This is a genomic window from Pseudomonas sp. NPDC078416 (assembly GCF_050268485.1).
In the GTDB taxonomy this organism is placed as follows: domain Bacteria; phylum Pseudomonadota; class Gammaproteobacteria; order Pseudomonadales; family Pseudomonadaceae; genus Aquipseudomonas.
In genome coordinates this window covers 24,868-37,219 of sequence record NZ_JBNNGV010000016.1, presented here as the reverse complement: position 1 = coordinate 37,219, position 12,352 = coordinate 24,868, and the positions used below count along the sequence as shown (strand labels likewise).

General features: G+C 60.6%; 11 protein-coding genes and 1 pseudogene. 7 read left to right on the top strand and 5 right to left on the bottom strand.

Annotated elements, in window-relative coordinates; genetic code table 11:
* Positions 1-91: 91 nt before the first annotated feature.
* Positions 92-1,897, top strand: coding sequence for a glycoside hydrolase family 15 protein (locus ACQKEN_RS15340; RefSeq protein ID WP_427686690.1), 1,806 nt, complete (start codon positions 92-94; stop codon positions 1,895-1,897).
* A 559-nt stretch (positions 1,898-2,456) separates the two neighbouring features.
* Here the strand turns inward: ACQKEN_RS15340 and alkB are convergent.
* From alkB to ACQKEN_RS15325, 3 genes are all read right to left on the bottom strand, one after another.
* A complete protein-coding gene (gene alkB, locus ACQKEN_RS15335; RefSeq protein WP_427686803.1) occupies positions 2,457-3,134 on the bottom strand; it encodes a DNA oxidative demethylase AlkB in 678 nt (225 codons plus the stop codon).
* 30 nt (positions 3,135-3,164) lie between these two features.
* Positions 3,165-3,344, bottom strand: coding sequence for a hypothetical protein (locus ACQKEN_RS15330; RefSeq protein WP_427686688.1), 180 nt, complete (start codon positions 3,342-3,344; stop codon positions 3,165-3,167).
* Between the two features lie 80 nt (positions 3,345-3,424).
* A complete protein-coding gene (locus ACQKEN_RS15325) occupies positions 3,425-3,730 on the bottom strand; it encodes a DUF1883 domain-containing protein (RefSeq protein ID WP_427686686.1) in 306 nt (101 codons plus the stop codon).
* Positions 3,731-3,960: 230 nt separating this feature from the next.
* On the opposite strand from ACQKEN_RS15325, the gene ACQKEN_RS15320 reads away from it, so the two are divergent.
* Positions 3,961-4,317, top strand: a complete 357-nt coding sequence (locus ACQKEN_RS15320; RefSeq protein WP_122534636.1) for a hypothetical protein — start codon at positions 3,961-3,963, stop codon at positions 4,315-4,317.
* Positions 4,318-4,372: 55 nt separating this feature from the next.
* On the opposite strand, the gene ACQKEN_RS15315 is transcribed toward ACQKEN_RS15320, so the two are convergent.
* Positions 4,373-4,654 (bottom strand): hypothetical protein, encoded by a 282-nt coding sequence (locus ACQKEN_RS15315; protein ID WP_065987192.1) that lies wholly within the window; start codon positions 4,652-4,654, stop codon positions 4,373-4,375.
* Positions 4,655-4,834: 180 nt separating this feature from the next.
* The gene (locus ACQKEN_RS15310; RefSeq protein WP_065987194.1) at positions 4,835-5,020 is read right to left on the bottom strand and encodes a hypothetical protein; all 186 of its coding nucleotides are present in this window, start codon (positions 5,018-5,020) and stop codon (positions 4,835-4,837) included.
* Between the two features lie 349 nt (positions 5,021-5,369).
* Between ACQKEN_RS15310 and galU the strand changes: the two genes are divergently transcribed.
* The 5 genes and pseudogenes from galU to ahpF all read left to right on the top strand — a co-directional run bounded on the left by galU (position 5,370) and on the right by ahpF (position 12,028).
* Positions 5,370-6,200: a UTP--glucose-1-phosphate uridylyltransferase GalU gene (gene galU / locus ACQKEN_RS15305; RefSeq protein ID WP_074885507.1), complete on the top strand. Its 831-nt coding sequence runs from the start codon at positions 5,370-5,372 to the stop codon at positions 6,198-6,200.
* Positions 6,201-6,347: 147 nt separating this feature from the next.
* On the top strand, positions 6,348-7,703 hold the full coding sequence (gene gorA / locus ACQKEN_RS15300) for a glutathione-disulfide reductase (RefSeq protein ID WP_427686683.1): 1,356 nt from the start codon (positions 6,348-6,350) through the stop codon (positions 7,701-7,703).
* Between the two features lie 160 nt (positions 7,704-7,863).
* Positions 7,864-9,522 (top strand): annotated as a pseudogene (locus ACQKEN_RS15295) (ATP-binding protein); the annotation flags it as partial.
* 223 nt (positions 9,523-9,745) lie between these two features.
* On the top strand, positions 9,746-10,309 hold the full coding sequence (gene ahpC / locus ACQKEN_RS15290; protein ID WP_065987199.1) for an alkyl hydroperoxide reductase subunit C: 564 nt from the start codon (positions 9,746-9,748) through the stop codon (positions 10,307-10,309).
* Between the two features lie 156 nt (positions 10,310-10,465).
* Positions 10,466-12,028, top strand: coding sequence for an alkyl hydroperoxide reductase subunit F (gene ahpF, locus ACQKEN_RS15285; protein ID WP_427686680.1), 1,563 nt, complete (start codon positions 10,466-10,468; stop codon positions 12,026-12,028).
* The last annotated feature ends 324 nt before the right edge of the window (positions 12,029-12,352 follow it).

Below are 12,352 nucleotides of genomic sequence, written 5' to 3'. Positions count from 1 at the left end.
GCAGCGGTTGCGCTGCTACTCGTGGGTGCAGCTACTCAAGGGCACGGCGCACAACAACGATAAAGTGCTCACCAAGAGAGATAACCGCCCGATGGCTGTATTGATCGAAGATTACGCGCTGCTCGGCAACTGCCGGACCGCAGCGCTGGTGGCCCGCGACGGGGCGCTGGACTGGCTGTGCTTCCCGCGCTTTGATGCGCCGGCCTGTTTCGCCGCACTACTCGGCGACAGCAACAACGGTCGCTGGAAGCTGGCCCCGGTTGACGGCAGTGCTCAATCGCGCCGCCGTTATCGCGACGGCACGCTGATTCTCGAAACCCTCTTCACCACCGACACAGGGCAGGCGCTGCTCATCGACTTCATGCCCATGGAGATCGACAGCAGCGTGGTGCGCCTCATTGTCGGCGTGGAAGGGCGCGTGGATTTCTCGATGGATCTGGCGATCCGCTTTGACTACGGCAGCACCGTGCCGTGGGTCGAGAAGCGCGAGCCGCACACCATGACCGCCGTTGCCGGTCCGGACATGCTGGTCTTGCGCACGCCTGCCGAACTGCACCCGATGGACCACCACACCGAGAGCCTGTTCAGCGTTGAGGCCGGTCAGCGGCTGGGCTTCGCGCTGTCCTGGCAGGCCTCCCACGAGCCGGTGCGCGAGGGCTTCGATGTCGAGTCGGCGCTGCGGCAGACCGAAACGTTCTGGCTTGATTTCTCCTCACGCTGTCCGGATGTCGGGCCCTGGACGGATCAGGTCAAGCGTTCGCTGATCACCCTCAAGGCCATGACCTATGCGCCCACCGGCGGCATCGTCGCGGCGGTGACCACCTCGCTGCCCGAGCAGTTGGGCGGCGAGCGCAACTGGGATTACCGCTTCTGCTGGCTGCGCGATGCGACCATGACCCTGCTGGCATTCATGAACCTGGGCTACTTCGAAGAAGCGACCGCCTGGCGCAACTGGCTGCTGCGCTCCATCGCGGGCAATCCGGAACAGGTGCAGATCATGTATGGACTGGCGGGGGAGCGGCGCTTGCTGGAGTATGAGTTGCCATGGTTGGCCGGCTACGAGCAATCGCGTCCCGTGCGGGTCGGCAATGGCGCGGCGAGTCAGGTGCAGCTGGACGTGTACGGCGAAGTCGCCGACGCCATGACCCAGGCGCTTAAAAACGGTTTGCCGGCGCTGCCCCGCAGCACGGAAATCCAGAAAGTGATCATGCCGTTTCTGGAAAAGGTCTGGCATCAACCGGACGCCGGCATCTGGGAAATCCGCTCGGCGCCACGGCATTTCACCCATTCCAAAGTCATGGCGTGGGTGTCATTCGACCGCAATGCCGGGGTCCTGGCCAAGAGCGACGACCCGGAAGACCGCGAACGGGGCAGGCACTATCGGGAGGTCGCCGATCAGATCCACGCCGACGTCTGCGCCAACGGTTACGACGCCGCACTGGGCAGCTTTGTGCAGACCTATGGCGGCACGGAACTGGACGCCAGCCTGCTGCAGATCGCGCTGACCGGCTTCCTCCCCGTCGACGACCCGCGCGTCACCGGCACCGTCACGCGGATTGAACAGTTGCTGATGAAAGACGGCCTGCTGCTGCGCTACGACAGCGAACGCAGCACCGACGGCGTGTCGGGCAGCGAAGGGACATTCCTGGTGTGTTCGTTCTGGCTGGCTGACGTCTACGTGCTGCAAGGCCGCGACGACGAAGCCCAAATCCTCTTCGAACGCCTGTGCGGTTTGTGCAACGACGTCGGCCTCCTCGCCGAACAATACGACCCCCAGCAAAACCGCATGCTCGGCAACTTCCCCCAGGCCTTCAGCCACATTGGCATCATCAACACAGCGCTGAACCTGCACCGCGTCATCTGCCCCGTTAAAAGCCGCGCCACCCCACAGCCCTAGTGGAAGAGGTCCAGGCGATCGTGCCGATCAGCGGGACCGGCTTTAGCCCGGGATGGACGCGGAGCGTCCGAGGCTGCATACCCACGCGGAGCGTGGGCACGATCAGCATCAGGGGACGGGTTTTGCGTTATACCGCGAGGTTGCAGGTGCTCACAGTGGCCTCTTCCCGGCTAAAGCCGGTCCCACTAAAGGCAGCGCGTGCAGTCATTGAGATTGGCGGCGCACTCTGTGGGACCGGCTTCAGCTGGAAGCTTTTGATCTGCTTTTGATCTTCGACCACAAAAGGCCCAAACACCGCCAATCGCGACTTGGGTGCAGGCCGAACGTAGACGGCGCGCAGTGGGCCGAGCCGCATGGATGCGGCGAGAGCGCCGTCAGGACAGGGATGTCCGTTCGGCGCGGGCCCACGGAGCGAGACCGGAGTGAAGGAACCCCGACGCAGGAGGGGCCCAACCAGGAGCATAAGCCCTTGGTTACTTGGGGCTTTATCAAGTAACTCGCCGAAGGCGAAACCGTCTGCCCCTAGGCAGACGCTCTTGATCCTCAAAAACAGCCCCGATCACCGCGCCTTACGAAAAGTAAAATTAATCCGCTGCTCCCCCAACTGCGGATGCTCCGCCTGCCGAATCGGCAACACCCCATGAAAACGCAACCGATCAACCCCGCCCCACACCACCACATCCCCATGAAACAAAGGCACCCGCTGGGTCGGATCACCGCGCTCAAGCCCGCCAAACAAAAACATCGCCGGCAACCCCAGCGAGACCGACACCACCGGCCACTCCAAACCGCGCTCATCCTTGTCCTGATGAAGCGACATCTTGGCCCCGGGGATATAACGATTGATCAGACACGCATCCGGCACAAACCCCGCAAAGCCTGCCGCCGAAGCCCCCGCCACCGCGAGCTCCATGAAGACCTGGGGCATTGCCGGCCATGGCTGCCCCGTGAGGGGATCAATCGGAGAATATTTATAGCCACTTCGATCAGTGGTCCAGCCGAACTCCCCGCAACTGCTCAGCGCCACCGACATCGTGTAGCCACCGGGCGTGACCATGTTGCGGAACGGCGCCTGAGTCAGAACCGACTCCAGGGCAGGCAGCAATGGCTCGATAAAGGGCAGGGCAAAGCCACGGAACACGTACGACTCCGGCCCGATCTGCTCCCGTGAAGGCGGTTGCGGCGTATCCTCCGCGAACAGATCGAACGTCGCCGGCGTCGTGCCTTTGCGCTGCATCACCATGGGCGTCCCCGTTTCAGGTTGGGTCTACAGCGCCTTGCTGACCTTTACATCGCTGATGACATCGCCACCTTCGCCGTGCATCTTCTGCAGGGCCGCCAGCGCTTCCTCGGGGGAAGGTGACTGCAACAGGGCAAATTCGAAACGACGCTCGCCGTTGAGCTTATAGCTGATGGCATATTTGACGACGGGGGCAGGGGTGCTCACATTTGACTCCTTGGAAAAGCTGACCGGATGTTCGCAAAAAAAACACGAAGATTTCACGCCATCCGGTGTTCAATGGCGCATCAGCTCAGACGCGAGGACGAGCGGCGGACAATTTTGATCGAATGGGTGAAAGCGGTTTTGCGCCCACCGTTGCTGTCCAGTTTGCGGCCAGCGGTGTCGATGGTGATGTTCCAGAACCCGGTGCTCGGCACTGCTATCTTGGCCGGGAAACGGTCGAAGGCGCCGCCGTGGTAGGTGTGACGGCCGCCGTTTTTGAAGCTGCGGAAGTTGGCATCACTCATCAGGCGTATGTTGCAGAGCTGGGAGCACTCGATGACGACCACGTCCTCTTCGTTGAGGTGCTCGCGCTGGTGTACGAATTTCATGGGTGTCTCCGGAGACAGCGTTCTCGAAAACCCGAAACCATAGCACGGCGAGCCTGGGCATTGATCATCCCGGCGGGTTTTATTGCGCTGCTCTCAGCTCAGCTCAGCTCAGCTCAGCTCCGTGCGGCGCTGAGAGCAAGGCCGGCAGTCAAGCGGGCCGTTAAAAAAGCAGACCCACGGGATTTAATCCGGGTCGGGCTTGTCGTAAGCACCTTTACTGGAGGGATTGTATGAAATTGGCGGTTGTTATTCTGGCCCTGGCGATGACCGGTTGCGCCACAGTTACGGACATCGAACACACCCCGGCGACCATGAGCGTCATGTCCGGCAAGTCGCCGAAGGATTATGCCGCGTGCTTTGTCGGACGCATCTCTGACAGCCGCAAGCCGCCGCAGATCGAGCCGCACAAAGAGGGCCTGCGCATCATCGTTCCACAGAAGTTGCTGACCAGTGACCCTGCTGCCATCGTCGACATCGAGACCCGCTCCAGCGGCAGCTCGATCAAGCTGTTCGAGCGCTTGTCGAACAACCCCCTGCGGCCCAAGGACGTGCAGCACGCCGTGACGGCCTGTATCTCGGGCGAGTGACGCGGTTGCGGGGCGGATCAAGCGTGACGCGGTTCAACGGTCAGAGGGTGAGACGTTATTTGCAGACCACCAGCACCGTGCGGTTTTTATAGTTGCCGACATCTACACCCAGGGTTTTGTCATCTTCCTTGGGTTGCGGCGTGCCATTGGTGCTGACGATGTTGTAACCGGTGCCCGCGCAGGAAGCGTCAGCCTTTTCGTAACAGGCGGCCCAGGACATGGCTTCGCCGGAGCAGTCGATGCTCAGTGCCTGCTTGCCGTCCTTGAGATAGGTGTTCTGCGCAGTCGCGCAGCCGGTCAGGGCCAGTACAGCAATGACGGATAAGATCTTGATCATGGTGGAATGCTTCGCGATGAGGGGCGGTGTGGGAATTGCTAGTCTGAGACTGAGAGGCGGTGCCATCGTTCCGGCATCACCGTAGAATTTTTGCAGGACTCCCGCGGCGGCATCCGTGGCCGAAGCTGCGCAAGAGAGGCCTCGGCCGCACTCCATTGCAGAGAGGGCCGGGCCGCCTGATCAGTCCTTCTTGTCAGCCCGACGACGCGGGGCTGGCGTGTCTTCAAACACGGCGGCGACTTCAATGGCGCTGCTCTCGCTGGAAAACGGGCCTGCCACGGCTTCACCGTCGTGGCCTACCAGCCACCATTGGCCGTCCTGGAGCTTTTTGATCTGGTACCCGTTCACGCTTTTGACTTCAGACATCGACTCGTCTCGATTAGTGATTCAGGCGCCCATGATAATCGGCAAATGCCAAAGGGCAATCGCACAATTTCCCACGGGCGATGGCGAACAGGGCTACGCTTGCGAAGGTCACCGAACGGCGGTTACGCGGCGCTGGATGCCCTCGTACGAAGGACAGCATGGAATTCCAATAATCAGTGGGTGAAGCGTGGCGAGGGAACTGGTTGCTGAGCTATTTGCGGAACTATCTGCGGAACTATCTGCGTCAGCGTTCCTCTACCTAGGCAGCGAACGGCCAGTAGCGGCGTTGTAAGGTTATCGCCGCCTCATTAGACTGCGCCGCAACACCCCCAGCTCATCAAGGATTTATATGATCAAGAAATGCTTGTTCCCTGCAGCCGGATACGGCACTCGCTTTTTGCCAGCGACCAAGGCCATGCCCAAAGAGATGCTGGCAGTTGTCAACAAGCCACTGATCCAATACGGCGTAGAAGAGGCCCTGGAGGCCGGTTTGACCGAAATCTCCATCGTCACCGGCCGCGGCAAGCGCGCGCTGGAAGACCACTTCGATATCAGCTACGAGCTCGAACACCAGATCAAAGGCACCGACAAAGAGAAATACCTGGTCGGCATCCGCAAACTGATCGACGAATGCAGCTTCTCCTACACCCGTCAAACCGAAATGAAAGGTCTGGGCCACGCAATCCTCAGCGGCCGCCCTCTGATTGGCAACGAAGCATTTGCCGTGGTTCTGGCGGATGACTTGTGTGTCAATCCCGGCGGTGACGGTGTCCTGGAGCAGATGGTCAAGCTGCACAAGCAATACAAATGCTCCATCGTCGCCATTCAGGAAGTGCCTGCCGATCAGACTCACAAATACGGCGTAATCGCTGGTGAAGAGATCAAGCCTGGCCTGTTCCGCGTGACCGACATGGTCGAGAAGCCAAAGCCTGAAGATGCTCCTTCGAATCTGGCGATCATTGGCCGTTACATCCTCACGCCGGACATTTTCGAGAAAATCGAAAACACCGAGCCGGGCAAAGGCGGTGAAATCCAGATCACGGACGCCTTGATGAAGCAAGCTGCTGAAGGCAACGTACTGGCCTACAAATTCAAAGGCACGCGTTTCGATTGCGGCGGTGCGGCCGGCTACGTCGAAGCTACCAACTTCTGCTTCGAGCATTTCTACAAAGAACTGTAATCAGCACATAACAGCAGCTGTACTGGCTTTTGCCACGCCGCTGTATGTAAGACAAAGCCACCTTCGGGTGGCTTTGTCGTTTCTGTCCTGCGGAACTTGCCGAGCGCGCTCAAGCGGTTATGCTAGCGCATCGCTTAGGAGAGACACATGAGCTACGACTTTGACCTTTTTGTAATTGGCGCAGGCTCGGCCGGCGTCCGGGCGGCGCGGTTTTCCGCCGGTTTCGGGGCGCGCGTGGCCGTCGCCGAGAGCCGTTACCTGGGAGGCACTTGCGTCAACGTCGGTTGCGTGCCGAAGAAGCTGATGGTCTACGGCGCGCACTATTCCGAAGACTTCGAACAAGCCAAAGGCTATGGCTGGAGCAGTGGCGAAGCGCATTTCGACTGGCCCACTCTGATCGCCAACAAAAACCGTGAAATCAGTCGCCTCAACGGCGTCTACCGCAAGCTGCTGGACAGCAGCGGGGTGACACTGATGGAGGGCCACGCGCGCCTGCGCGGCCCCCATGAAGTCGAAATCAACGGCCAGGTTCACACCGCCGAGCACATCATGATCGCCACTGGTGGCTGGCCGCAGGTGCCGGACATTCCAGGCCGCGAGCACGCCATCACCTCCAACGAAGTGTTCTTCCTCGAGCAGATGCCCAAGCGCGTTGTCGTCGTGGGCGGCGGCTACATCGCCGTGGAGTTCGCCTCGATCTTCAACGGCCTGGGCGCTGACGTTTCGCTGATGTACCGCGGCGAGTTGTTCCTGCGCGGCTTCGACGAAAGCGTACGCACCCATCTGCACGAAGAACTCGCCAAGCGCGACATGGACATTCGCTTCAAGACCGAAATCAACCGCATCGAGAAGCTGGCCGACGGCACCTTGCAGCTGAGCCTGAACGACGGCAGCACGTTCAACACCGATTGCGTGTTCTACGCCACCGGGCGCCGTCCGATGCTCGATAACCTGGGCATGGACACCGTCAACGTCGAACGGGATGACAAGGGCTTCATCAAGGTCAACGGTGACTACCAGACCAGCGAGCCGTCGATCATCGCCGTCGGCGACATCATTGGCCGCGTGCAGTTGACGCCGGTGGCGCTGGCCGAGGGCATGGCCGTTGCACGGCGCCTGTTCAAGCCCGAGCAGTACCGCCCGGTGGATTACCGCCACATTCCCACCGCCGTGTTCAGCCTGCCGAACATCGGCACGGTTGGTCTCACCGAGGCCGAAGCCATGAAGGACGGGTATGAGGTGCAGGTGTTCGAAAGCAAGTTCCGGCCAATGAAGCTGTCGCTGACCGACAACCAGGAGCGCACCCTGATGAAGCTGGTGGTCGACGCCAAAACCGACCGCGTGCTGGGTTGCCACATGGTTGGCCCGGACGCCGGCGAGATCATCCAGAGCCTGGCGATCGCGCTCAAGGCGGGCGCCACCAAGCAGATTTTCGACGACACCATCGGCGTCCATCCTACGGCGGCGGAAGAATTCGTCACCATGCGCACACCGACGCGCTAAGCATTACCCAGGCACGTGTTGTTGAACATCGCACAGCACACGTGAACGGTCCGGCCTCCATGGAGGGAGCCGGACGAGCCATTGCTTTTAGGGACGGACCCACTCTTTGACCAGCACGAGTTTTTCGGCAGCCATGCCCTTGAATCCAGCAGGACCTGACGACCAGGTGCTTTCCAGAACCGAAGCGCTTGAGGAAAGTGAGCGGCAGTTTCGCAGCCTCGCCGACAACATGAGTCAGTTGGCCTGGATCGCTGACCCTGCCGGGCGCATCCATTGGTACAACGAACGCTGGTACAGCTACACCGGTACATCCCATGAAGCGATGATGGCGCTGGGCTGGCGATCGTTGCATCACCCTGACCATGGCCAGCGGGTCGAGTCGCGCCTGCAGCGCTGCTTTGCGACCGGCTCGTTGTGGGAGGACACGTTCCCGCTGCGGGGCAAGGACGGCCAGTACCGCTGGTTCCTCTCCCGCGCGCTGCCGATCCGCGATGAGCGCGGCAGCATCACCCATTGGTTGAGCACAAGCACGGACATCACGGCGCAGGTCAGCGCCGAGGACGCGCTGCGCGAGCTCAATGAGAGTCTGGAGCAGCGCGTCGCCGCGCGCACTCGCGAGCTGGCGGAAAGCAATGAGCGCCTGCAGATCGAAATCAACGAGCGCGCCCAGGCGGAAGAGGCGCTGCGCCACGCGCAGAAAATGGACGCCATTGGCCAGTTGACTGGCGGCATCGCCCATGACTTCAACAACATGCTGACCGGCGTGCTCGGCGCGCTGGACCTGATTCAGCGTCGGGTGGCCGCAGGGCGCGTGTCGGAGATCGATCGTTACATCGAAGCCGCCATGGGCTCGGCCAACCGCGCTGCGTCGCTCACCCATAGGCTGCTGGCGTTCGCCCGTCGCCAGTCCCTCAATCAGAGGCCCGTCGACGTCAACCACATGGTGACGTCGATGGAAGAGCTGCTGCGCCGGACCATTGGCGAAAGCATCGAACTGGAGGTCGATCTGCACACGACCTCGTGCCTGACCAACACCGATGAGCACCAACTGGAAAACGCCTTGCTCAACTTGGTGATCAACGCCCGGGACGCGATGCCCGATGGCGGCCGGCTGCTGATTCAGACCGAGCTGACCCACATTGCCCTTTTGCAGGATGCGCTGGCACCGGGTGACTACGTGCGCCTGCGTGTCCAGGACACCGGGCAGGGCATGTCCAGCGAGGTCATTGCGCGGGCGTTCGATCCGTTCTTCACCACCAAGCCGATCGGGCAGGGCACCGGGCTGGGCCTGTCGATGGTCTATGGCTTCATCAACCAGACCGGTGGCCGGGTCAGTATTTCCAGTGAAGAAGGGCGCGGCACGCGGATTGATTTGCTGCTGCCCTGTCATCACGATGTTGCCGAACTTCCACCTGCCGTCGCTCGCAGCATCGAACCGCCCCGCGCCAGCCTGGGCGAGCGCGTGCTGGTGGTCGAAGACGAGCCTGACGTGCGCATGCTGGTGGTGGATGTGTTGAAAGACCTGGGCTATCGCGTCAACGTGGCCTGCGACAGCCATGAGGCGCTGATCGTGCTGCAGGACGCCGAGCCGATTGACCTGCTGGTGACGGACGTCGGGCTGCCGGGTTTGAACGGACGCCAGCTGGCAGAGGTGGCCCGCCAGCATCGTTCCGGGCTGAAGGTGCTGTTCATCACCGGCTATGCGCGGGAAGCTGAAGTGCGAGGCGACTTCCTCGACGATGGCATGGATCTGCTCACCAAACCCTTCAGTATCGACGAACTTGCCGTGCGTGTGCGCAGTCTTATCGAGACGCGCTGAATCACGTGTGGGACCGGCTTTAGCCGGGAAGCTTCTTTACATGAATGGGCGGGTGACCCTACCGCATCCTCTTCAACAACGTCTTCTATTAATAAAGCATCCTGATAGTCAAAACCAATCGTCAGCATGAGCTTTGCCAATGAGTCCCTGCCGACGATTTTGCGTAGTATCCTCCCCATCGAATTTGTTACACCCATTTTCACAACCCTCAGGAGATTCACTGATGCCTATCATCAACAGCCAAGTCAAACCGTTCACGGCAACTGCTTTCAAGAACGGCAACTTCGTAGAAGTGTCGGACGCCGACCTGAAAGGCAAATGGTCTGTGGTGTTCTTCTACCCGGCTGACTTCACCTTCGTTTGCCCAACCGAGCTGGAAGACCTGGCGGACAACTACGCCGAGTTCCAGAAACTGGGCGTCGAAATCTACAGCGTTTCCACTGACACCCACTTTGCCCACGCTGCCTGGCACAACACCTCGCCAGCCATCGGCAAAATCCAGTACACCATGATCGGTGACCCGACCCTGAAAATCTCCCGCAACTTCGACGTCCTGATCGAAGAAGCAGGTCTGGCTGACCGCGGTACTTTCGTGATCAACCCGGAAGGCGAAATCAAAATCGTCGAACTGAACGACGGCGGTGTTGGCCGTGACGCTTCCGAGCTGCTGCGCAAAATCAAGGCCGCTCAGTACGTTGCTGCACACCCGGGCGAAGTCTGCCCAGCCAAGTGGAAAGAAGGCGAGGCCACTCTGGCGCCGTCCCTGGACCTGGTTGGCAAGATCTAAGTCGTCATGACCGGATCGGGGGCGATGAGCCCATGAGCACGTAAACCGCATCGCCCCCAAAAAACGCCCGGGCGGTCATCGCTCGGGCGTTTTTTTTGTAGAACCCGCTAGATCCTGAACGTATCCAGACCTGAAAGTGAAGAAGGAAGCCGAACCATGTTGGACGCCAATCTTAAAGCTCAGTTGAAATCTTACCTGGAGCGGATCACTCGCCCGATCGAGATCATTGCGTCCCTTGATGACGGCGCAAAATCCCAGGAAATGCTGGCATTGCTCAACGACATCGTCAGCAGCTCCGACAAGATTACCCTGGACACCAATGGCAACGATGTACGCACGCCTTCCTTCGCCCTGAACAGCCCGGGCCAGGACATCAAGTTGCGCTTCGCCGGTTTGCCAATGGGTCACGAATTCACCTCGCTGGTGCTGGCGCTGCTGCAAGTCGGCGGCTATCCGTCCAAATCCTCCGAGGAAACCATCGAGCAGGCCCGTAGCCTGACCGGTGAGTTCAAGTTTGAAACCTACTTCTCGCTGACCTGCCAGAACTGCCCGGACGTAGTCCAGGCGCTGAACCTGCTTGCGGTGCTCAACCCCAACGTGCAGCACGTCGCCATCGAAGGCAGCCTGTTCCAGCAGGAAGTGACCGACCGCCAGATCATGTCGGTGCCAAGCATCTACCTGAATGGCGAGCTGTTCGGCCAGGGCCGCATGAACCTGGAAGAAATTCTGGCGAAGATCGACACCAGTGCCGGCGACCGCCAGGCCGAGAAGCTGAATGCCAAGGAAGCCTTCGACGTCCTCGTCGTTGGTGGTGGCCCGGCCGGTTCGTCGGCGGCGATCTACGCTGCCCGTAAAGGCATCCGCACCGCTGTGGCAGCCGAGCGTTTCGGCGGTCAGGTGCTGGACACGATGGCGATCGAGAACTTCATTTCGATGCAGCACACCGAAGGGCCGAAGCTGGTGGTGGCGCTGGAAGAGCACGTCAAGCAGTACGAAGTGGACGTCATCAACCTGCAACGCGGCGAGCAGCTGATCCCGGGCAAAAACGGCGAGCTGCACCAGGTCAAGTTCGCCAGCGGCGGCGTGCTGAAAGGCAAGACGGTGATTCTGGCGACCGGCGCACGCTGGCGCGAAATGAACGTGCCGGGCGAGCAGCAATACCGCAACAAGGGCGTGGCGTACTGCCCGCACTGTGACGGTCCGTTGTTCAAAGGCAAGCGTGTGGCGGTGATCGGCGGTGGCAACTCCGGTGTGGAAGCGGCCATCGACCTGGCGGGTATCGTGTCTCACGTGACCCTGCTGGAATTCGACGCCAACCTGCGCGCCGATGCGGTCCTGCAACGCAAGCTGCACAGCCTGCCCAACGTGACGGTGCTGACCAGTGCGTTGACCAGCGAAGTGACCGGCGACGGGCAGAAGGTCAACGGCCTGCGCTACAAGAACCGCCTCACCAGTGAAGAAATCACTATTGAGCTGGAAGGTATCTTCGTGCAGATCGGTCTGCTGCCGAACACCGAATGGCTCAAGGGCACCGTTGAGCTGTCGCCACGGGGCGAGATCATCATTGATCAACGCGGTGAGACGTCCATCCCGGGCATCTTCGCTGCCGGCGACGTGACCACCGTGCCGTACAAGCAGATCGTGATCGCGGTCGGCGAGGGCGCCAAAGCCTCCCTCAGTGCCTTCGATCACCTGATCCGCACCAGCGCCCCGGCGTGATGGTTTATTAGTGGGACCGGCTTCAGCCGGGAAGGCGTCGGTCGCCATACTGCAAAAATGATGGCGTACACACCGACCTCTTCCCGGCTGAAGCCGGTCCCACTAACAGCAGCCCATGCATCCAGAGGGCCAGCGGGTGTACCCCGACTTGTGGGACCGGCTTTAGCCGGGAATGCGTCGGTTGCCATACCATTGAACCCAGGCTGCAGACATAAAAAAACCTCATGAGCGATCATGAGGTTTTTTTGGGTCTGTCGCTCAGGCGGTCATGTAAGCAACGCCTTCCAGGCCAGGCCTCCGTGATATTCTCGCGCCCGTTTTCAT